Source organism: Pseudomonas sp. R1-43-08 (assembly GCF_003852255.1).
In the GTDB taxonomy this organism is placed as follows: domain Bacteria; phylum Pseudomonadota; class Gammaproteobacteria; order Pseudomonadales; family Pseudomonadaceae; genus Aquipseudomonas.
The window spans coordinates 4,485,522-4,504,903 of record NZ_CP027734.1; the positions used below are offsets into that span (position 1 = coordinate 4,485,522).

At 60.7% G+C, this 19,382-nt stretch carries 21 protein-coding genes; 5 read left to right on the forward strand and 16 right to left on the reverse strand.

The window, feature by feature from the left end; translation table 11 throughout:
* Positions 1 to 47: 47 nt before the first annotated feature.
* Positions 48 to 590 carry a YaeQ family protein gene (locus C4J87_RS20565; RefSeq protein WP_124368227.1) on the reverse strand — a complete coding sequence of 181 codons (543 nt, stop codon included), beginning with the start codon at positions 588 to 590 and terminating at the stop codon, positions 48 to 50.
* A gap of 280 nt (positions 591 to 870) precedes the next feature.
* The gene (locus tag C4J87_RS20570) at positions 871 to 1,155 is read right to left on the reverse strand and encodes a DUF3509 domain-containing protein (protein ID WP_124368228.1); all 285 of its coding nucleotides are present in this window, start codon (positions 1,153 to 1,155) and stop codon (positions 871 to 873) included.
* A 313-nt stretch (positions 1,156 to 1,468) separates the two neighbouring features.
* Between C4J87_RS20570 and C4J87_RS20575 the strand changes: the two genes are divergently transcribed.
* A complete protein-coding gene (locus C4J87_RS20575) occupies positions 1,469 to 1,669 on the forward strand; it encodes a hypothetical protein (protein WP_057723913.1) in 201 nt (66 codons plus the stop codon).
* Between the two features lie 87 nt (positions 1,670 to 1,756).
* Here the strand turns inward: C4J87_RS20575 and thrC are convergent, their stop codons facing one another.
* The 4 genes from thrC to xerD form a co-directional block, all read right to left on the reverse strand.
* The gene (gene thrC, locus C4J87_RS20580) at positions 1,757 to 3,166 is read right to left on the reverse strand and encodes a threonine synthase (RefSeq protein WP_124368229.1); all 1,410 of its coding nucleotides are present in this window, start codon (positions 3,164 to 3,166) and stop codon (positions 1,757 to 1,759) included.
* Positions 3,167 to 3,232: 66 nt separating this feature from the next.
* Positions 3,233 to 4,537 (reverse strand): homoserine dehydrogenase, encoded by a 1,305-nt coding sequence (locus tag C4J87_RS20585; protein WP_124368230.1) that lies wholly within the window; start codon positions 4,535 to 4,537, stop codon positions 3,233 to 3,235.
* A gap of 129 nt (positions 4,538 to 4,666) precedes the next feature.
* Positions 4,667 to 5,398 carry a thioredoxin fold domain-containing protein gene (locus tag C4J87_RS20590; RefSeq protein ID WP_057723916.1) on the reverse strand — a complete coding sequence of 244 codons (732 nt, stop codon included), beginning with the start codon at positions 5,396 to 5,398 and terminating at the stop codon, positions 4,667 to 4,669.
* Between the two features lie 140 nt (positions 5,399 to 5,538).
* Positions 5,539 to 6,435 (reverse strand): site-specific tyrosine recombinase XerD, encoded by an 897-nt coding sequence (gene xerD, locus C4J87_RS20595; RefSeq protein WP_124368231.1) that lies wholly within the window; start codon positions 6,433 to 6,435, stop codon positions 5,539 to 5,541.
* A gap of 108 nt (positions 6,436 to 6,543) precedes the next feature.
* Here xerD and C4J87_RS20600 point away from each other — a divergent pair, with 108 nt between their 5' ends.
* The gene (locus C4J87_RS20600; RefSeq protein WP_124368232.1) at positions 6,544 to 8,343 is read left to right on the forward strand and encodes a sodium:proton antiporter; all 1,800 of its coding nucleotides are present in this window, start codon (positions 6,544 to 6,546) and stop codon (positions 8,341 to 8,343) included.
* Between the two features lie 75 nt (positions 8,344 to 8,418).
* Here the strand turns inward: C4J87_RS20600 and rplS are convergent, their stop codons facing one another.
* The 5 genes from rplS to ffh form a co-directional block, all read right to left on the reverse strand.
* Entirely contained in the window at positions 8,419 to 8,769 is a 351-nt protein-coding gene (rplS, locus tag C4J87_RS20605; protein ID WP_003175895.1) for a 50S ribosomal protein L19, read from the reverse strand.
* A 45-nt stretch (positions 8,770 to 8,814) separates the two neighbouring features.
* Positions 8,815 to 9,588, reverse strand: a complete 774-nt coding sequence (trmD, locus tag C4J87_RS20610; RefSeq protein ID WP_177412756.1) for a tRNA (guanosine(37)-N1)-methyltransferase TrmD — start codon at positions 9,586 to 9,588, stop codon at positions 8,815 to 8,817.
* The gene (rimM, locus tag C4J87_RS20615) at positions 9,570 to 10,106 is read right to left on the reverse strand and encodes a ribosome maturation factor RimM (RefSeq protein ID WP_124364258.1); all 537 of its coding nucleotides are present in this window, start codon (positions 10,104 to 10,106) and stop codon (positions 9,570 to 9,572) included. Before rimM ends, trmD begins: the two co-directional genes overlap by 19 nt.
* A 5-nt stretch (positions 10,107 to 10,111) precedes the next feature.
* Entirely contained in the window at positions 10,112 to 10,363 is a 252-nt protein-coding gene (gene rpsP / locus C4J87_RS20620; protein WP_003175899.1) for a 30S ribosomal protein S16, read from the reverse strand.
* 252 nt (positions 10,364 to 10,615) lie between these two features.
* Positions 10,616 to 11,992 carry a signal recognition particle protein gene (ffh, locus tag C4J87_RS20625; RefSeq protein ID WP_124364259.1) on the reverse strand — a complete coding sequence of 459 codons (1,377 nt, stop codon included), beginning with the start codon at positions 11,990 to 11,992 and terminating at the stop codon, positions 10,616 to 10,618.
* A 234-nt stretch (positions 11,993 to 12,226) separates the two neighbouring features.
* On the opposite strand from ffh, the gene C4J87_RS20630 reads away from it, so the two are divergent.
* The 3 genes from C4J87_RS20630 (at position 12,227) to C4J87_RS20640 (ending at position 15,974) form a co-directional block, all read left to right on the forward strand.
* Positions 12,227 to 13,039 (forward strand): inner membrane protein YpjD, encoded by an 813-nt coding sequence (locus C4J87_RS20630; RefSeq protein WP_124364260.1) that lies wholly within the window; start codon positions 12,227 to 12,229, stop codon positions 13,037 to 13,039.
* A 12-nt stretch (positions 13,040 to 13,051) separates the two neighbouring features.
* Positions 13,052 to 14,290: a transporter associated domain-containing protein gene (locus C4J87_RS20635; RefSeq protein ID WP_124368234.1), complete on the forward strand. Its 1,239-nt coding sequence runs from the start codon at positions 13,052 to 13,054 to the stop codon at positions 14,288 to 14,290.
* Between the two features lie 373 nt (positions 14,291 to 14,663).
* Complete coding sequence (locus C4J87_RS20640) at positions 14,664 to 15,974, forward strand: MFS transporter (RefSeq protein WP_124364262.1); 1,311 nt, start codon at positions 14,664 to 14,666, stop codon at positions 15,972 to 15,974.
* Positions 15,975 to 16,092: 118 nt separating this feature from the next.
* Here the strand turns inward: C4J87_RS20640 and purT are convergent, their stop codons facing one another.
* The 5 genes from purT to C4J87_RS20665 all read right to left on the reverse strand — a co-directional run bounded on the left by purT (position 16,093) and on the right by C4J87_RS20665 (position 19,284).
* Positions 16,093 to 17,274 carry a formate-dependent phosphoribosylglycinamide formyltransferase gene (gene purT, locus C4J87_RS20645; protein WP_017139720.1) on the reverse strand — a complete coding sequence of 394 codons (1,182 nt, stop codon included), beginning with the start codon at positions 17,272 to 17,274 and terminating at the stop codon, positions 16,093 to 16,095.
* Between the two features lie 69 nt (positions 17,275 to 17,343).
* Positions 17,344 to 17,811: a VUT family protein gene (locus C4J87_RS20650; protein ID WP_124368235.1), complete on the reverse strand. Its 468-nt coding sequence runs from the start codon at positions 17,809 to 17,811 to the stop codon at positions 17,344 to 17,346.
* A gap of 109 nt (positions 17,812 to 17,920) precedes the next feature.
* Positions 17,921 to 18,124 (reverse strand): DUF1289 domain-containing protein, encoded by a 204-nt coding sequence (locus tag C4J87_RS20655; protein ID WP_124368236.1) that lies wholly within the window; start codon positions 18,122 to 18,124, stop codon positions 17,921 to 17,923.
* Positions 18,121 to 18,645, reverse strand: coding sequence for a gamma carbonic anhydrase family protein (locus C4J87_RS20660; protein ID WP_124368237.1), 525 nt, complete (start codon positions 18,643 to 18,645; stop codon positions 18,121 to 18,123). The genes C4J87_RS20655 and C4J87_RS20660 overlap by 4 nt, the downstream gene beginning before the upstream one ends.
* 36 nt (positions 18,646 to 18,681) lie before the next feature.
* Entirely contained in the window at positions 18,682 to 19,284 is a 603-nt protein-coding gene (locus tag C4J87_RS20665) for a CoA pyrophosphatase (RefSeq protein ID WP_016971944.1), read from the reverse strand.
* Between the last annotated feature and the right edge of the window lie 98 nt (positions 19,285 to 19,382).

Genomic DNA, 19,382 nt, shown 5'->3' on the forward strand with positions numbered 1-19,382 from the left:
GTTGTGACTGATCCAACGCTATCGGGAGCAAGCCCCCTCCCACATGTTCAATCACGTCCGCCAACCAGCCATTCCAGTTGCACTTCATGCTGGCCACGGTCATCGGTGACGAAAATCGTGCCTTCGCTGATCATCACATCCCACTTGATTACGCGCGGCATGTCCTTGGCCAGCACCTCCAGAATCTCCTGGGGCACGGCAGCGATGTGCACGTTTTTCAGGTTTTTCGCCACCGGCACGACCTTGCCTTCCCACACGCGCAGGCTGCCATACGCCAGCAGGCTGGTACGTTCGGTACGGCGCGAGCACCAGGTCAGGCGGTCGGCATCCGGCTGGCCGACTTCGATCCAGTGCAACACCCGGTCATCCAGGCTCTTTTCCCACAGGGCCGGCTCGTCGACGTCCGACAAGCCACGGCCGAACGCCAATTGCTCGTTGTACCAGAGGGCGTAGGCCAGCAGGCGCACGGTCATGCGTTCTTCGGTTTCCGAAGGGTGGCGGGCGATGGTCTGCTTGACACTCTCGTACACCGAACGGTCAAGGTCGGTGAGGTTGAGTTCGAATTTGTAGGTCGTGGACGGCTGGGCCATGAACGGGCTTCTAGGACAAGGAAAGGCGACCAGTCTAACCGATGGCGAGGTCATTCAACGAATACTGCGCGCCAGCCATGACCCGTTTGCGTTCGCAGGGCGCGCTGTGCCAAATCCCAGGCAAAAAGAAACCCCGAGGAGTGGGGAGACAACTCGGGGTTAAACGTGATCTACAAAGACCAGTACAACAAGCCACAAACACCGGAGCACAATGTTTGCTCTTGCTGTTACAAACTCTGACCGGCCGTGTTGTAGGAAGTTTCGAAGGATAAATAATTCTTCATGCGCAGACCGGGTTTCGTGTCATGGCGGCATTTCGCAAGGCTGCGATGACCGAGGGTTCGAGTCGACCTTCAGCGATTTTCAAATCGCGCAGCAGACAATCCACCACATCCACCAGCGCGCGCTTGTCGGTCAGCTGAGCGCGGTTGACTTCGCGCTCGACCATGATGCCGCCGCCGGGGTTCTTCACGGTCACCAGGCATTCGCCCTGCACACCAGAGGTGGTCAGCGTAACCAGATAAGGGCTCAGTGCTTCTTCGAGCAATAGGCTGATACTTTCCATCTCGATCACCACTCAATAGTTCGGGAACAATCGTTTCAACGGGTGCTGCATCTCTCCTAAGTGACTGGTCGTAACGTAGGAAAGTTCGCTTTTTCGTCTTTCAAGGGTTGTGCGGGGATGACGTATCCAGCATGCGCTTGCAACATGACAGGTAAAAAACGGCAGCACATAACTGCTTACGCAATGGGTTGCGGTTTTGGGGTAAGCCGAGCGCGCAGGCGAGGAGTGAATCCTATACTCGGGTGAGCGCTGTTCACCCTGCCGTGCGGGCAGAGTGCATGTCATGAGACCCTTATCACGAAGGATGAAGAGGATGCTGGAACACAATGAACAACAAGCGTCGATCGAGAAAATTCACGCGGACATATCACGCATCTATGCCGAACAACGCAAGTTCAATGCTGAAGTCCACAAGATAACCCGTGAGATCTTCTGGTACCCCGTGGGCATCGCAATAGGCTTCTTTACGGCTGTTGGCACGGTAATGGCGCTGGCCCATAAGCTACTCACGTAGATGATATTACTGGCGGGCCTGCCAGAAACAAAAAAACGCCGCTGACCCTGGGAAGGGAAAGCGGCGTTTTTGTCTATGCGGTGCGCCTTACAGCGGCTTACCCCGATTGCCATGCTGGCTGACAAACGCCTGCACCGCCTTCAGGTCGTTGGCCAACACCGTGTAACGCTCTTCCCGTTCGAACAGATCAGTCAGGTGCTTGGGCAGCTCCAAGGCCTTGCCGACACCGGCCTGCTCCACCGCTTCCGGGAATTTGACCGGGTGCGCGGTGCCCAGGATCACCATCGGGATATCCAGGCTGCGACGGCACTCGCGGGCGGCCTTCACACCGATGGCGGTGTGCGGGTCGAGCAGCTCGCCGGTCTGGGCGTAGACTTCAGCGATGGTTTCGCACGTCTGCGCGTCGTCCACTGCCAAGGAGTCGAACAGCTTGCGGGTTTCGGTCCAGCGCTCTTGCTCGACGCTGAAACCGCCACCTTGCTTGAAGCTGTTCATCAGCTCGGCCAGCGCCGCGCCATTGCGACCGTGCATGTCGAACAGCAGGCGTTCGAAGTTCGACGAGACCATGATGTCCATCGACGGCGACAGGGTGGCGTGCAGGGTTTCCTTGACGTACTGGTTGCCGCTCATGAAGCGGTGCAGGATGTCGTTGCGGTTGGTCGCGACGATCAACTGATTGATCGGCAGGCCCATGTTGCGTGCCAGGTAGCCGGCGAAGATATCGCCGAAGTTGCCGGTCGGCACCGAGAACGACACCGAACGCGCCGGCCCGCCCAGCTGCAGGGAAGCGTGGAAGTAGTAGACGATCTGGGCCATGATCCGCGCCCAGTTGATCGAATTCACCGCCACCAGGCGTGTGCCTTTGAGGAAGCTCTGGTCGGCGAAGCTGTTCTTGACCATTTCCTGGCAGTCATCGAAGTTGCCGTCGATGGCGATGTTGTGGATGTTTTCACCAAACAGGGTGGTCATCTGGCGACGCTGCACTTCCGACACGCGCTTGTGCGGGTGCAGGATGAAGATGTCGACGTTTTCGCAGTGTTTGCACCCTTCGATGGCCGCCGAGCCGGTGTCGCCGGAGGTGGCGCCGATGATCACCACGCGCTCGCCGCGTTTCTCCAGCACGTAGTCCAGCAGGCGACCGAGCAATTGCAGGGCAAAGTCCTTGAACGCCAAGGTGGGGCCGTGGAACAGCTCAAGCACCCATTCGTTGCCGTTCAGCTGGCGCAGGGGCGCGATGGCGCTGTGGGAAAATACGCCGTAGGTTTCTTCCAGGATCTTCTTGAAGTCCGCATCCGGAATGCTGCCGGTGACGAACGGGCGCATCACCCGGAACGCCAGTTCGTGGTACGGCAGGCCGGCCCAGGAAGCGATTTCTTCCTGGGTGAAGCGCGGCAGGTTTTCCGGCACGTACAGGCCGCCGTCGGTGGCAAGGCCTGCCAGCAGAACGTCTTCGAAATTCAGGGCCGGTGCCTGGCCGCGGGTGCTGATGTAACGCATGACTGGCTCCTCTAAAACATTCTCGAACAGGGGCCGCCGAACGCTCGGGGCCCCTGGAACAATCGGTTAGTTCAAGTGCTCGACGCGGATACGAACGACCGGGCCCACTACACCTTGCAAGGCTTCCAGTGCAGCGATGGCATCGTTGATATGCTGCTCGAGCACGCGATGGGTCAGCAGGATCATCGGCACCTGGCCGTTCTGCTCCTCGACTTCCTTCTGCATGATCGATTCGATGTTGATGCCGCGCTCCGACAGGATGCTGGCCACCTGGGCCAACACGCCCGGATGATCCTGGGCCTGGATGCGCAGGTAGTAGGCACTTTCGCAGGCTTCGATCGGCAGGATCGGGTGGGCCGACAGCGAATCCGGCTGGAAGGCCAGGTGCGGCACGCGGTTTTCCGGGTCGCTGGTCATGGCGCGAACCACGTCCACCAGGTCGGCGATCACCGATGAAGCGGTCGGCTCCATGCCGGCGCCGGCACCGTAGAACAGCGTGGAACCGGCGGCATCACCGTTGACCATCACCGCGTTCATCACGCCATTGACGTTGGCGATCAGGCGGTCGGCCGGGATCAGTGTCGGGTGCACACGCAATTCGATACCGGCCGGGGTGCTGCGCGCCACACCGAGGTGCTTGATGCGATAGCCCAGGGCTTCGGCGTAGTTCACGTCGGCGGTGGTCAGCTTGGTGATGCCTTCGGTGTAGGCCTTGTCGAACTGCAGCGGAATACCAAAGGCAATGGACGCCAGGATGGTCAGCTTATGGGCCGCATCGATGCCTTCCACGTCAAAGGTCGGGTCGGCTTCGGCGTAACCCAGGGCCTGGGCTTCGGCCAACACGTCTTCGAAGGTACGGCCCTTCTCGCGCATTTCGGTGAGGATGAAGTTACCGGTGCCGTTGATGATGCCGGCCACCCAGTTGATGCGGTTGGCGGACAGGCCTTCACGGATCGCCTTGATCACCGGAATGCCACCGGCCACCGCCGCTTCGAAGGCCACGATCACGCCCTTCTCACGCGCCCTGGCGAAGATCTCGTTGCCGTGCACGGCGATCAGCGCCTTGTTGGCGGTGACCACGTGCTTGCCGTTGTCGATGGCCATTAGCACCAGCTCGCGGGCCACGGTGTAGCCGCCCACCAGCTCGATGACGATATCGATTTCAGGGTTGGTGGCCACGGCGAACACATCGTGGGTAATCGCAATACCGGTCGTTTCGAACTGAGGCTTTGGCGAACGCGTGGCAATCTGCGCCACTTCAATCTCGCGCCCTGCACGGCGGGAAATTTCTTCAGCGTTACGCTGAAGTACGTTGAAGGTGCCGCCACCGACGGTCCCTAACCCACAGATGCCTACTTTGACCGGTTTCACTGAAGAACTCCCCATGAAACGGCCGACTCAAGGTCGGCCGTGGAACACAGCCGCACAACTGCGGCTCTCAATTAATGACCCGCCGACGGTTCGGCGGGCCATGCTCGTCAAAGGCTCGACGATAAATGCTTACTTGGCGCCCAGTGCCAGTTTGGCAACTTGTGGTGCCGGCTGGTAGCCCGGAATTACCTGGCCGTCGGCCAAAACGATGGCCGGTGTGCCGTTCACGCCGATCGACTGGCCCAGGGCGAACTGCTTGGAAACCGGGTTGGCGCATTTGGCCGCCTTGATTTCCTTGCCGTCGACCATCTTGTCCATGGCCGCCTTCTTGTCGGCCGAGCACCAGACCGCTTGCAACTGCTCATCACCCGGCGAGCCCAGGCCCTGGCGCGGGAACGCGACGTAGCGCACTTCCACCCCCAGCTTGTTCAGCGCAGGCACTTCGGCGTGCAGCTTGTGGCAGTACGGGCAGGTGGTGTCGGTGAACACCGTGATGTGGGTCTTGGTTTCACCGATGGCCGGGTACACCACGGTTTCAGCCACGGGAATACCGTTGATCAGCTTCGACACGCCAAGGCGCTCGGCTTTCTCGGTCAGGTTGACCGGCTTGCCGTCCTTGAGCTGGAACAGGTAGCCCTGGACGATGTACTGGCCGTCGGCACTGGCGTACAGCACGCGGCTGCCCTTGAGCTTGACTTCATACAGGCCGGCCATCGGGCTGGCGCTGATGCTTTCGATGGGAGTGTCGAGCTGCAGGTTGACCAGACTCTTGCGAATGGCCTGCTCGGCTGCGTCATCAGCGACGGCAAAGGTGGAAACCAACGCAATGGCTGCGGCGGCAATAATCTGGGTCAAGCGCATGGGAACTCCTGAAGGCAGATGCAGGGACGGTGCAGGTACGCCGATTGGAAAATGGGGGTGTGACCGTCGCCTTTGCGAACCGACAAAGCCTACCACAGTTGGGCCGCAGGGCAGCCCGTGGCAGGGTAAATTGGGATTTTTCAGCCGCGCGGATGGTGCTTGGCGTGCATATCCTGCAAGCGCGCCCGCGCGACATGGGTGTAAATCTGCGTGGTGGACAGGTCACTGTGCCCGAGCAGCATCTGCACGACACGCAAATCCGCGCCATGGTTGAGCAAGTGCGTGGCGAATGCATGGCGCAGAGTGTGCGGCGACAGCGTCTTGCCGATCCCGGCGACCTTGGCCTGATGCTTGATGCGGTGCCAGAAGGTCTGGCGGGTCATCTGCTCGCCGCGCAGGCTGGGGAACAGCACATCACTGGGGCGGCCACCGAGCAATTCGTTACGCGCATCGCGCATGTAACGCTCGACCCACACAATCGCTTCCTCACCCATCGGCACCAGGCGCTCCTTGCTGCCCTTGCCCATCACCCGCAACACACCCTGGCGCAAGTTGACCTGCTCCAGGGTCAGGCTGATCAACTCGGTCACCCGCAGCCCGCAGGCGTAGAGCACTTCGAGCATGGCGCGATCGCGCTGGCCGATGGCTTCACTGAGATCGGGAGCGGCCAACAGGGCCTCCACGTCAGTTTCCGACAAAGATTTAGGAAGAGGCCTACCTAATTGCGGCATATCGACTTGTAGAGTTGGATCGATCGCGATGAGTTTTTCACGCAACAGATAGCGATAAAAGCCGCGCACACCGGAGAGAAATCTCGCGGTGGATCGCGGCTTGTAATGTTGCTCGAGGCGCCAGGCCAAGTGATCGAGGATCAGCTCTCGCCCGGCATTGATCAACTCCAGGTTTTTCTCCTGCAACCAACCGTTGAACAGGGCCAGGTCGCTGCGGTAAGCCTGGCGAGTGTTGTCCGAGAGGCCTTTTTCCAACCAAAGGGCGTCAAGGAAGCGGTCGATCAGCGGGTGGTCAATGGCAGGCATGGTTACTCAGGCGACGCGGCAAGGGGCTTGGCGCCATTTTATTTAGTGAACTGTGGCAAGGGCCACCAGTCTTTCATAGCCCGCTACTTCTAGGAACAGGAAGCTTTAATGAACGAACAACAGATCTTGTTGGCTTTCGGCGGTATCGGTGTGGCCGCGCTCGGCTGCCAATGGCTGGCCTGGCGCCTGAAGTTGCCGGCGATTCTGTTTCTGTTATTGAGCGGAATTCTGGCGGGGCCGGTACTCGGCTGGCTCGACCCGCAGGAAATGTTCGGCCCATTGCTGATGCCATTGGTGTCGCTGGCCGTCGCCTTGATCCTGTTTGAGGGCAGCCTGACGCTGCACCTGTCGGAATGGAAGGAAATCGGCAGCGTGGTGCACCGACTGGTCACCCTTGGCGCGCTGACGACCTGGGCGGTGATCACCCTGGCAACCCACTGGCTGTTGGGTTTCGACTGGCTGCTGGCGCTGCTGTTCGGCACCTTGACGCTGGTCACAGGCCCGACCGTCATCGTGCCGATGTTGCGCGTGGTACGCCCCAAGGCGTCCATTGCCAACATCCTGCGCTGGGAAGGCATTGTCATCGACCCCATCGGTGCGCTACTGGCCGTGGTGGTCTACAGCTTTATCATCGCCAGTGCTTCGGGCGATGGCCTGAGTCACAGCCTGCTGACCTTTGGCGGCGTCATCCTCTGCGGCAGCCTGTTCGGGATTGTCGGGGGCTGGGTGCTGGGCCTGGTCATGCGCCGCCAGTGGTTGCCGGAATACCTGCATAATCTGGCCACCCTGGCGGCGGTGCTGGGGGTGTTCATCGCCTCCAATCAGGTCATGCATGAGTCCGGCCTGCTGGCGGTGACCCTGATGGGCATGTGGATGGCCAACATGAAGGGGGTGGACGTGCGTCACATCCTGCACTTCAAGGAGAACCTCAGCGTACTGTTGATTTCCGGCTTGTTTATTCTGTTGGCGGCGCGCCTGGACCTGAACGCATTGATTGCCCTGGGGCCGTTCGTACTGATTCTGCTGCTGATCATTCAGTTCATTGCGCGCCCGCTGAACGTTGCAGTGTCGACCGTCGGCTCGAAACTGAACTGGCGCGAGCGCGCACTGCTGGCCTGGATCGCCCCGCGCGGGATTGTGGCCGCGGCGGTGTCGGCCATTTTTGCGATTCGCCTGGATGAGGCCGGCCACGAAGGTGCGTTGTTGCTGGTGCCGCTGACATTTGCGGTGATTATCGGCACGGTGGTGCTGCAAAGCGCGACTGCGCGTCCTCTGGCCCGCTTGCTGAAAGTAGCCGAGCCCGCGCCAAGCGGCTTTCTGATCGTCGGTGCGAACGGCCCGGCACGCATCCTCGGCAAAGCCCTGCAACAGCTTGGCAGCCGAGTGCTGCTGACCGATTCGAGCTGGGAAAACATTCGGGCCAGCCGCATGGAAGGGCTGCCGACCTACTTCGGCAACCCGGCATCACAGCATGCCGAGTCGCATCTGGACCTAGTCGGTCTCGGGCATTTGCTCGCGCTTTCCCCTTCCGGCGAGTTGAATGCGTTGGCCACCATGCGCTTTCGTCATGACTTCGGGCATCGCCTGTTCGCCTTGGCCAACAGCCAGGAAAGCCGTCGCACCGACAAGCACCGGGCCAGCGGCGAGCATCGCGGGCACTTGCTGGGCAGTCAGCCGCTGAGCTACACCAAGCTTGCCAGCCTGTTGGGGCAAGGCGCCGAACTGTATACCACCCACCTGACCGATGGGTTTGGCTGGAGCGATTATCAGGCACTGCACGGGGAACGGGCGACACTGCTGTTTGCCCGCGATAGCAGCGGCTGGGTGCATGTGGTCACGCCAGAGAGCGATATGAAACCGCTGGCGGGATGGACATTACTGGCAGTCATTCAGCCTGGTCAGGCCTAGCAGGGCGCACTGCACAAATCGCAGGCACAAAAAAGCAGCCCGTAGGCTGCTTCTTTCTGCATCGGGAAGCTGGACTTAAGCCAGTTTTTCCTTGATGCGAGCTGCTTTACCGGACAGGTCACGCAGGTAGTACAGCTTGGCTTTGCGTACGTCACCGCGACGTTTCACAGCCATGCTGTCGATCTGCGGGCTGTAGGTCTGGAAAGTACGCTCTACGCCAACACCGTTGGAGATTTTACGAACAGTGAAAGCACTGTTCACACCACGGTTACGCTTGGCGATTACCACGCCTTCGAACGCTTGCAGACGCGAACGGTCGCCTTCCTTCACTTTCACCTGAACGACAATGGTGTCGCCCGGGGCAAAGGTAGGGATCTCTTTGGTCATCTGCTCTGCTTCGAGTGCAAGGATGATTTTGTTAGTCATGCTGTGCTCCTAAGGTAAGTCAATGGACCTACCATCGATACGTTGTTAACTATCGTCCCGCGCGAGGATGTATTCCTCGAGCAGCTTCTTCTCTTCTCCAGAAAGCGAGCGGCTTTCCAGAAGATCGGCGCGTCGTTCATAGGTCCGACCAAGGGACTGCTGTAAACGCCAACGCCGGATGTGTGCGTGATTGCCACTTAGCAATACGTCGGGAACACGCTGATCCGCATACACCTCCGGACGGGTGTAGTGCGGGCAATCCAGCAAACCATCCGTGAAGGAATCTTCCTCCGCAGAGTCCGCATGCCCTAAAGCTCCAGGCAGCAGTCGTGTAACCGCATCTATCAGGACCATCGCCGGCAGCTCACCGCCAGACAGGACATAGTCCCCAATCGACCACTCTTCATCGACATGAGCTTCAATAAACCGCTCGTCAATGCCTTCATAGCGGCCGGCAATCAGGATCAATGCTTCCTCATTTGCCAGTTCGCGCACCGCAGCCTGTTTCAGCTGACGGCCTTGAGGGGACAGGTAAATTACCTTCGCCTTCTCCCCGGCGGCGGCCTTGGCCTCAACCAACGCGTCTTCCAGGGGCTTGATCTTCATCACCATGCCCGGGCCACCGCCAAATGGGCGATCGTCCACAGTGTGATGCCGATCCGTCGTGTAGTCTCGCGGGTTCCAACAGGTAAGCTGCAACAGCCCCTGCTTCACCGCCCGACTGGTGATGCCGTACTCGCTGATGGCGGAAAACATCTCGGGAAACAAACTGATCACTTCAATGCGCAAAGTAGCCACGCTTAGAAGTCCGCGTCCCATTCCACCTTCATCTCGCCCGCTGCCAGGTCGACGGCCAACACACACTGCCCGGTATAGGGCAACAGGCGTTCGCGATCATCCAGGCTGCCAGCGCAAGGCTTGACCACCATTACATCATTGGCGCCGGTTTCCAGAAGATGATCGATTTTCCCCAGCAATTGCCCGAGTTGATCAATAACCTTCAGACCTTCCAGCTGGTACCAGTAGTACTCGCCGTCGGTCAATTCAGGGAACAGGTTGCGCGGCACGCAGATCTCATAACCGGCCAGAAGACGCGCTTCTTCACGATCATCAAGACCCTTGAGCTTTGCGACCAGGAACTTGTCGTTCCCGCGTCCACTGACCAGCTCGACCTGTTTCACACTACCTTCGCGCTTGAGCGTCCAGGTTTTGTACTGCAACAGGTTTTCAGTCGGATCAGTAAAGGAATACACCTTCACTTCGCCGCGAACGCCATGAACAGAGTAAATCTTGCCGATAACGATCAAATCATCAGCAACAGCTGGCGTCGCGTTCATATTGCTCAGGCTGCGGCCTTAGCCGAGTCCTTCAACAACTTTGCAACGCGCTCGGATGGCTGTGCACCCACGCTCAGCCAGTAGGCTACGCGCTCTTGGTTCACGGACAGACGAACTTCTTGACCACGAGCAACAGGGTTGAAGAAACCAACCTGTTCCTTGTGCGAACCGTCGCGCGGGTTGCGGCTGTCGGTTACGGTCAAGTGGTAAAACGGGCGCTTTTTGGAGCCGCCAAGGGCAAGACGGATTGTTAGCATGTGAACATCGTTCCTGTAGTCGGTGCTGCAAATCTAAATGCACAGCGGGCATAGGTGCCCGAAAGGCCGCATATTCTAAGGAATATCCGGACTTTTGCAAATGTCTTTTTCTGGCGCCTATCAGCGTGCCATTCAGATCTGCTATAGAGCCGTCGGTTAAAACGGCAAGTCAGCGCCCGCCAACGGCGGGTTTGCTGGAGATCCCACATCCCTGTGGGTCGGAGCGCAAGCGAAGGCTTGCGCTCGAATACTTTACATTTTCGGCATACCGCCGCCGGGCAACATACCGCCCATGCCGCGCATCATCTTGGCCATACCGCCCTTGGCGGAGAACTTCTTCATCATCTTCTGCATCTGCTTGTGCTGCTTGATCAAGCGACCGATGTCCTGCACCTGGGTGCCGGACCCCATGGCGATCCGACGCTTGCGCGAACCGCTGATCAGCTCAGGGTCGCGGCGCTCGGCCGGGGTCATGGAGTTGATGATGGCTTCCATCTGCTTGAACTGCTTCTCTGCCGCGCCCTGGGCGTTGCCCATTTGCGCCAGGTTCACGCCGCCGATGTTCGGCAGCTTGTCCATCAGGCCGCCGAGGCCGCCCATGTTCTTCATTTGCTGCAGCTGGTCGCGGAAGTCTTCGAGGTCGAAGCCCTTGCCCTTCTTCAGCTTTTTGGCCAGTTTGTCGGCCTTGTCTTTATCGAGCGTGGCTTCAGCCTGTTCGATCAGGCTGAGCACGTCGCCCATGCCGAGGATACGCGAGGCGATACGCTCCGGGTGGAACGGTTCGAGCGCTTCGCTCTTCTCGCCCATACCGATGAACTTGATCGGCTTGCCGGTGATGGCACGTACCGACAGCGCGGCACCGCCACGGGCGTCGCCGTCGACCTTGGTCAGGATCACGCCGGTTAGCGGCAGTGCGTCACCGAAGGCCTTGGCGGTGTTGGCGGCATCTTGGCCGGTCATGGCGTCGACCACGAACAGCGTCTCGACCGGGTTGATCGCGGCATGCAGCGCCTTGATCTCGCCCATCATCTCTTCATCGATGTGCAGGCGACCGGCGGTATCGACGATGACCACGTCGATGAATTTCAGCTTGGCTTCTTTAATAGCCGCAGTGGCGATATCAACCGGCTTCTGGCTCAGGTCCGACGGGAAGAAGGTCACGCCCACTTCGCCCGCGAGCATTTCCAGCTGCTTGATCGCGGCAGGACGGTAGACGTCGGCCGACACCACCATCACCGACTTCTTCTTGCGCTCTTTAAGGAAGCGCGCCAGCTTGCCGGCGGTGGTGGTCTTACCCGCGCCTTGCAGGCCGGCCATCAGCACGACGGCCGGTGGCACGGCGCTGAGGTTCAAATCTTCGTTGGCCGCGCCCATCAGGCTTTCGAGTTCGGCCTGGACGATCTTCACGAACGCCTGGCCCGGGGTCAGGCTGCGCGACACTTCAGTGCCGACCGCACGCTCCTTGACCGAGTTGACGAAGTCCTTCACCACCGGCAAGGCCACGTCGGCCTCCAGCAACGCCATGCGCACTTCACGCAGGGTGTCTTTAATATTGTCCTCGGTCAGCTTGGCCTTGCCGGTTACGTGGCGCAGCGTCTGCGAGAGACGGTCAGTCAAGTTTTCAAACATGCGCGATCCTTTCAGGCCCTATTCATCGAAATGCATTGGTAGACCGAGGTAATGGCGGCCCAGGCTGTGGTAAATCGCTATTAAAAACAGCGCTCGGCGAACCTGCGGCGTGGGCAGGTCGCGGATTATAGCGAAGACTGCGTCCATGCACACCCGCTGTCTGGCCCGGGAGTCTTTCGTGCAGCGCAGGTGTGTGCCAAACTCAGCGCCTTTCGGGCTTGCCTATCAGGATTTATGCTCCCCTTGTCACCCAGTTTGCTACCCAGCCTCGCCGCCGCCATCGTGTATGCCGCTGCGACTCTCTATCAGGGCTCTCGTCTGGCCCAAGGCACCAAAGCGGACAAACGTCTGCTGGTCGGCCTTGGCGTGCTGGCCCTGCTGGCCCATGCGGCCAGTCTGTTCACCCACCTGCTGACCCCGGTTGGCCTGGGCCTGGATTTTTTCAGCGCCGCCAGCCTGATCGCCGCCGCCGTTATCGCACTGACGCTGCTGGCGTGCTACCGGATTCCGGTCGAAAACCTGCTCGTTCTTCTATTCCCGCTGGGCATGCTCACGGTGCTGCTGGCGCAGTTCGCGCCCACCGGCACCGTCCAGGTGATCGATGAAGAGCCGGGCATCCTCGCGCATATCCTGCTGTCGATCCTGGCCTACGGCATGTTCACCATCGCGGTGTTCCAATCGCTGCTGGTGCTGTTGCAAGACCACCAGCTCAAGCACAAGCACCCGTCCGGGCTGATCAAGAACTTCCCGCCGCTGCAAACCATGGAAAGTCTGCTGTTCGGTTTTCTGTGGGCCGGCTGGACTTTGTTGTCGCTATCGCTGATTTCCGGCTGGCTGTTCGTCGAAAACCTGTTCGCCCAGCATCTGGTGCACAAAACCTTGCTGGCTTGCCTGGCCTGGGTGGTGTTCAGCGTATTGCTGTGGGGCCGCAACCGCCTCGGCTGGCGCGGGCACAAGGCCATCCGCTGGACCCTGGCCGGTTTCTGCCTGCTGATGCTGGCCTATTTCGGCAGCAAGCTGGTTCGCGAATACATCCTGCATATCTGACGGGCGGCGATCATGGACAACTTGCCCCTTGGGCCGATGCTCGCCGTAATTGCCCTGCTGATTTTATGGGCGGCACTGTTTACCGCCATCGAAGCCGCGCAACAACACCTGCTGGCCCTGCGCCCCGGCACACGCCAGGGTGACAAGGCGGCCGCGCGCCTGAGCTTCCCGCGCCACAGCCTGATCCTGTGCAACAGCCTGTGTCGTGCAGCCGTCGTGATTCTCTGCACGCTGCTGGCGATCTATGCCTGGGCCCAGAACGGGCCGTGGCTCGGCTGGCTGATCTCGTGCGCATTGCTGCTGATCCTCGCCGACTACCTGCCCCGCGCCCTGGCTACCCGTTATCCACAGGCCATACTGGGCTTCGGTAACGCCCTGCTGGGCGTGCCGCTGAAAATCCTCTATCCCGCCGCCTGGCTGCTCAATGGCATCAGCCTGCTGTTGCTGCGCCCGTTCGCGCGCAAGCCGGGCATAGTGAAAAAGAGCGACGAACCTTCGTCCGACCACGACGACGAGCCGCAGCACGACGCCGACCAAGAGCGCATGCCCAGCATGCCGGGCATCCATGCCCTGGACAACATCACCGTCAACGACATCCTGGTGCCGCGCAGCGACGTGGATGGCATCAACCTGGATGACACGATCGAAGACATCATCGAGCAACTGCGCACCTCCCAGCGCACGCGGCTGCCGGTGTTCCACAGCGATATCAACCAGGTCGAAGCGGTGCTCAACACCCGGCAGGTCCAGCATCTGCTGCCCGATGCCAGCCTGACCAAGGAAGCGCTGCTCGCCGCCTGTCACGAACCCTACTTCGTGCCGGAGAGCACGCCTCTGCAGCTGCAACTGCTGAATTTCCACAAGCAGCAGCGGCGCCTGGGCATGGTGGTGGACGAGTACGGCGAAGTGCTGGGCATCGTGACCCTGGAAGATATCCTCGAAGAAATCGTCGGCGAATTCGAAAGCGACCAGGCGGTGGATAACCCCCATGTCGAAGCCCAACCCGATGGCCGCTACATCATCGACGGCGCTGCCTCGATCCGCGAACTGAACAAAAGCCTGGGCTGGCACCTGCCCAGCGACGGCCCCAAGACCCTCAACGGTTTGGTGACCGAAGCGCTGGAGACCATTCCGGACTGCGCGGTGTGCCTGAAGATTGGCCGTTATCGCCTGGAAATCCTCGAGACAGAGGACAACCGGGTGAGCAAGGTGCTGATCTGGCATACCAGCCACGTGCCCGTCGCCGCATAACCTCCTGCTGGACACAGTTCAAACTGTGGGAGGGGGATTGCTCCCGATAGCGGTGGATCAGTTATAGATAAGCTGACTGACACACTGCAATCGGGAGCAAGTCGAATCGTCGCACCGCCCCTCCCACATTTAGATTTTCAGCGTGTCAGCCCCCTTGTTGTATGTTCAAACCCCTTCCTATAATCCCTGCGGCTTACCCAAGCCCCCGCCCGACCGCGTGCTACCCGCACTCAGCGCGTCCAGGCAGCGCTTCACCCTGTCCGAGCGGTGTTTGCTCCCATCCCGAGCCACCCCGCGCACAACCCTGATCCCTGGGTGTTCGACCAATAATAATCCGCGTCCAAACGCGCAATGACCAATCCGGGATACCGCCATGAGCACCACGTATAACGAGGCCGCAACCGCCGCCCCGACCAACTCGACGGCCCGTGTGGCCACCGCGAGCATCGTCGGCACCGCCATTGAGTTCTACGACTTCTATATCTACGCCACGGCTGCGGCGCTGGTCATCGGCCCGGTGTTCTTCCCGCAGACGTCCGGCACCGCGCAGATGCTGGCGTCATTCCTCACCTTCGGCATCGCATTCATAGCGCGCCCACTGGGTTCAGCGCTGTTCGGTCACTTTGGCGACCGTATCGGCCGCAAGTCGACATTGGTGGCCTCGCTGCTGCTGATGGGCGTGTGCACCACCCTGATCGGCTTGCTGCCGGGCTACGACAGCATTGGCGCCTGGGCACCGATTCTGTTGTGTGTATTGCGCTTCGGCCAAGGCCTGGGCTTGGGCGGGGAATGGGGCGGCGCGGCATTGCTGGCGACCGAGAATGCGCCCAAGGGCAAGCGCGCCTGGTTCGGCATGTTCCCGCAACTGGGCCCGTCGATCGGGTTCCTGGCGGCCAACGGCTTGTTCCTGATCCTGGCCATGAGCCTGAACGACGAGCAGTTCCGCAGCTGGGGCTGGCGCATTCCGTTCATCCTCAGCGCGGCGTTGGTGATGGTGGGCCTGTACGCACGGCTCAAGCTGCACGAGACGCCGGTGTTCGCCAATGCCGTAGCCAAGGAAAAACCGGTGAAAGTGCCGCTGGTGGAACTGTTCAGCCAGCATTGGCTGCCGGTGCTGCTGGGCGCTGCGTCGATGGTGGTGTGCTATGCGCTGTTCTATATCACCACGGCGTTTTCCCTGAGCTACGGGGTGTCGACCCTCGGCTACAGCCGTGAAACCTTCCTCGGCCTGTTGTGCTTCGCAGTGCTGTTCATGGGCCTGGCGACGCCGCTGGCAGCGCTGGCCAGCGACCGCTACGGGCGCAAGCCGGTGCTGATTGTCGGCGCGGTCCTGGCAATCCTGTCGGGCTTTACCATGGAGCCGCTGCTGACCCACGGTTCAACCTGGGCCGTGGCGCTGTTCCTGGCGCTGGAGCTGTTCCTGATGGGCGTGACTTTCGCGCCGATGGGCGCGCTGCTGCCGGAACTGTTCCCGACCCGCGTGCGTTATACCGGCGCGTCGGCGGCGTATAACCTGGGTGGGATCGTGGGGGCGTCGGCCGCGCCGTTCTTCGCGACCAAGCTGGTGGCGATGGGCGGGCTGAGTTATGTCGGCGGGTATGTGTCGGCGGCGGCGTTGCTCAGTTTGATTGCTGTGCTGTGCCTGAAGGAGACGCGGGATAATGATTTGAATCGCGTCGCTTGATGATCGTTCCCACGCTCTGCGTGGGAATGCAGCCCAGGACGCTCTGCGTCCCAAAGCATGACGCAGAGCGTCACAAGAGGCATTCCCCACGCGGAGCGTGGGAACGATCAAGCTGAGATTACAGCTCTACCACAACCGCCTTGGAAGCCCGGGTCGCCTTGGCTCGAGCCGCTTCAATCGACTCATCCCGCGCCAACGCCACGCCCATGCGGCGCTGACCATTGACCTCAGGCTTGCCAAACAGACGCAACGCCGTATCCGGCTCGCTCAAGGCCGCGCCCAGATTGGCGAACGCCGTCTGCGTCGACTGCCCTTCCACCAGGATCACCGCCGATGCCGAAGGCCCGAACTGACGGATCAATGGGATCGGCAGCCCCAGGATGGCACGAGCGTGCAGCGCAAACTGCGACAGGTCCTGAGAAATCAGGGTCACAAGGCCGGTGTCATGCGGGCGCGGTGACACTTCGCTGAACCACACCTGGTCACCCTTGATGAACAGCTCAACGCCAAACAAACCACGGCCACCCAGGGCCTCGGTCACCGCTTTGGCAACCCGCTCGGATTCGGCCAGGGCAATCGGGCTCATGGCTTGGGGCTGCCAGGATTCCTGGTAGTCGCCCTTCTCCTGCCGGTGGCCGACGGGCGCACAGAAAGTGGTGCCACCGATGTGGCGCACGGTCAGCAGGGTGATTTCGTAGTCGAAGTCGATAAAGCCTTCGATGATCACTCGGCCCTTGCCGGCCCGCCCGCCTTCCTGGGCGTAATCCCAGGCTTTCTGTACATCGTCCGCGCTGCGCAGCAGGCTCTGGCCCTTGCCCGAGGAACTCATCACCGGCTTGACCACGCAGGGAAAGCCCAGGTCTTGCACGGCCTTGCTGTAGTCCTCGAAGGTGTCGGCGAAGTGGTACGGCGAGGTCGGCAGGTCCAGCTCTTCGGCGGCCAGGCGACGGATGCCTTCGCGGTTCATGGTCAGCGATGTGGCACGCGCGGTCGGGATCACGGTGAAGCCTTCGGCTTCCAGCTCGACCAGGGTAGCGGTGGCGATGGCTTCGATTTCCGGCACGATGAAGTGCGGCTTCTCCGCCTCGATCACGGCGCGCAATGCGGCGCCATCGAGCATGTTGATCACATGGCTACGGTGCGCAACCTGCATGGCCGGCGCATTGGCGTAGCGATCCACGGCAATCACTTCAACGCCCAGGCGTTGCAGTTCGATTACCACTTCCTTGCCCAGCTCACCGCAGCCACACAGCAAAACGCGGGTCGCGGTTGGCGACAATGGAGTTCCGATTCGGGTCATCTCAGGTCCTCAGGGGAGCGGATCAGGGGGAGAAAGGCCGGCATTTTACATGAACTGCACAGGTTGGCCTCAATTGGCGACGGCGCGCCGGCGGATGCGCCAGGCCATGATCAGCCACACCACGGTGACACCGGCGAATTTCGACACCAGCGCCGTGCCCGCCACGGCCGGCGTGAGCGCACCGATCAAGCCGAAGAAGATAAACGTATCGAGGGGAATGCTCAGCGCCGAACTTATCCACAGGCGGTCGTGCAGCGGGCGCCGGGTGATGCTGAACACCAGCCAGTCGATGCACTCGGACACCGCAAAAGCCGTGGCGCTGGCCAGGGCGATGGATGGGTCGGAGGTGATATACGACAGCACCAGCGCCGCCAGCATGGCGATGATCGCGCCGTGACCGAAGCGGGTTTGCACCATGTCGCGCAGGATAAACACCAGGCCGCCCCAGGCGGACCAGATGACGTCCAGGTGCGGCGCGGTGGAAAAGGCGAAGTTGATCAGCACGACGCTGCTGATGTAGGCGATCAGGAAGAGCATGGGGCGATAGAACCTGTAGGAGCGAGCTTGCTCGCGAAAAACGTCAACGATTACGCGGAAAGCCTGACTATACGCGGTGTTCTTGCGTTTTTCGCGAGCAAGCTCGCTCCTACAGAGGCGTCATCCACACCACCCCACTCGCCACCGCCCGCTCATGGCACAACCCCAGCACCACCCGGCGCTCGGCATTGTCCATGCGGCTCCACCGCGTAATCTCATCCACGTTGCGCTGGCAGCCGATGCAAATATCGTCATCATCCAGCGCGCAAATGCTCACGCACGGCGAGGCGACCGGGCGTTCAACCGCACTCATTCTGCCTGCTCAACCAGATCACGCGCATACCGCTGCGCGTTATGCACATAGTGCGCGGCACTGGCTTCAAGCATGCGTTTCTGCGCCTCGGTCAGCTCACGCACCACCTTGCCCGGCGAGCCCATCACCAGCGAGCCATCGGGAATTTCCTTGCCTTCGCCGATCAATGAATTGGCGCCGATGATGCAGTGTTTGCCGATCTTTGCGCCGTTGAGGATCACCGCGTTGATGCCGATCAGGCTGTAGTCGCCCACCGTGCAGCCGTGCAGCATGGCGTTATGGCCGATGGTCACGCCGGTGCCGAGGGTCAGTGGGTAGCCCATGTCGGTGTGCATCACGCTGCCGTCCTGCACGTTGCTGTTCTTGCCGATCAGGATCAGTTCGTTGTCGCCACGCAATACCGCGTTGAACCACACGTTGGCGCCCTCCTCCAGCCTGACCTTGCCCACCAGCGTGGCATTGGGCGCCAGCCAGCTCTGTGGATGGGTCTCGACACAGGCATCGCCCAGGCGGTATTTCATGGTTTTCCCTCACGGCTTTGCCATTCAAACGACGGCTTAGATATTGATGAAGCTCTTGGGTGGCTGGTGCAGGCTGATCTTGGCATCGTCATAGAGCAGGTTGATCAGCTCGACGATCATGATTGCCGTCAGGCCCCAGATCTTGTATTCGCCGAACCTGTAGCTGGGCACATACCAACTGCGGCCTTGGTAATCGATGCGGTGGGTGTGCTCGCGCGGGTCCTGGCGGAAAAAATCCAGGGGCACGCTGAAGACCGCTGCGATCTCGGCGTCGTTGGCCAGGTATTCGACGTAGTCGGGGATGACGCCCACGTACGGCGTTACGCGGATGCCGTGCAGGGAGATCAATGGGCTCAACGGCCCGATGACTTCGACCAGTCCCGGCGGCAGGCCGATTTCTTCTTCGGCTTCGCGCAGAGCGGTAAAAATCAGGTCCGGGTCTTCGGGGTCGCGGCGCCCGCCGGGAAAGGCCACTTCGCCACCGTGGGTCGACAGGCCGCTGGCGCGCAGGGTCAGGATCAGCTCGGGTTCGTCACTGCGGGTAATGGGTACCAGCACCGCGGCCTCGGGGAAACGCCCGTCAGTCTCCAGGGTGTGGGGAGTGTGATTGCTTACCCGGCGAAGTAGCTCGTCCAGCATGAGTCATCTCGGTCTGTTGGCTACCTTGCATCATGCACCAAAGCGGGCGGGCGCCCAACCCCAAAACCAGCGGCATGTCGCTAAACGACAACTTGCAG

Bases quoted from the DNA above. Each gene is read 5' to 3' on its own strand.
- C4J87_RS20565 (WP_124368227.1), bottom strand. From the start codon at position 590: ATGGCCCAGCCGTCCACGACCTACAAATTCGAACTCAACCTCACCGAC.
- C4J87_RS20570 (WP_124368228.1), bottom strand. From the start codon at position 1,155: ATGGAAAGTATCAGCCTATTGCTCGAAGAAGCACTGAGCCCTTATCTG.
- C4J87_RS20575 (WP_057723913.1), top strand. From the start codon at position 1,469: ATGCTGGAACACAATGAACAACAAGCGTCGATCGAGAAAATTCACGCG.
- thrC (WP_124368229.1), bottom strand. From the start codon at position 3,166: ATGCGTTACATCAGCACCCGCGGCCAGGCACCGGCCCTGAATTTCGAA.
- C4J87_RS20590 (WP_057723916.1), bottom strand. From the start codon at position 5,398: ATGCGCTTGACCCAGATTATTGCCGCCGCAGCCATTGCGTTGGTTTCC.
- xerD (WP_124368231.1), bottom strand. From the start codon at position 6,435: ATGCCTGCCATTGACCACCCGCTGATCGACCGCTTCCTTGACGCCCTT.
- C4J87_RS20600 (WP_124368232.1), top strand. From the start codon at position 6,544: ATGAACGAACAACAGATCTTGTTGGCTTTCGGCGGTATCGGTGTGGCC.
- rplS (WP_003175895.1), bottom strand. From the start codon at position 8,769: ATGACTAACAAAATCATCCTTGCACTCGAAGCAGAGCAGATGACCAAA.
- trmD (WP_177412756.1), bottom strand. From the start codon at position 9,588: ATGGGACGCGGACTTCTAAGCGTGGCTACTTTGCGCATTGAAGTGATC.
- rimM (WP_124364258.1), bottom strand. From the start codon at position 10,106: ATGAACGCGACGCCAGCTGTTGCTGATGATTTGATCGTTATCGGCAAG.
- rpsP (WP_003175899.1), bottom strand. From the start codon at position 10,363: ATGCTAACAATCCGTCTTGCCCTTGGCGGCTCCAAAAAGCGCCCGTTT.
- ffh (WP_124364259.1), bottom strand. From the start codon at position 11,992: ATGTTTGAAAACTTGACTGACCGTCTCTCGCAGACGCTGCGCCACGTA.
- C4J87_RS20630 (WP_124364260.1), top strand. From the start codon at position 12,227: ATGCTCCCCTTGTCACCCAGTTTGCTACCCAGCCTCGCCGCCGCCATC.
- C4J87_RS20635 (WP_124368234.1), top strand. From the start codon at position 13,052: ATGGACAACTTGCCCCTTGGGCCGATGCTCGCCGTAATTGCCCTGCTG.
- C4J87_RS20640 (WP_124364262.1), top strand. From the start codon at position 14,664: ATGAGCACCACGTATAACGAGGCCGCAACCGCCGCCCCGACCAACTCG.
- purT (WP_017139720.1), bottom strand. From the start codon at position 17,274: ATGACCCGAATCGGAACTCCATTGTCGCCAACCGCGACCCGCGTTTTG.
- C4J87_RS20650 (WP_124368235.1), bottom strand. From the start codon at position 17,811: ATGCTCTTCCTGATCGCCTACATCAGCAGCGTCGTGCTGATCAACTTC.
- C4J87_RS20655 (WP_124368236.1), bottom strand. From the start codon at position 18,124: ATGAGTGCGGTTGAACGCCCGGTCGCCTCGCCGTGCGTGAGCATTTGC.
- C4J87_RS20660 (WP_124368237.1), bottom strand. From the start codon at position 18,645: ATGAAATACCGCCTGGGCGATGCCTGTGTCGAGACCCATCCACAGAGC.
- C4J87_RS20665 (WP_016971944.1), bottom strand. From the start codon at position 19,284: ATGCTGGACGAGCTACTTCGCCGGGTAAGCAATCACACTCCCCACACC.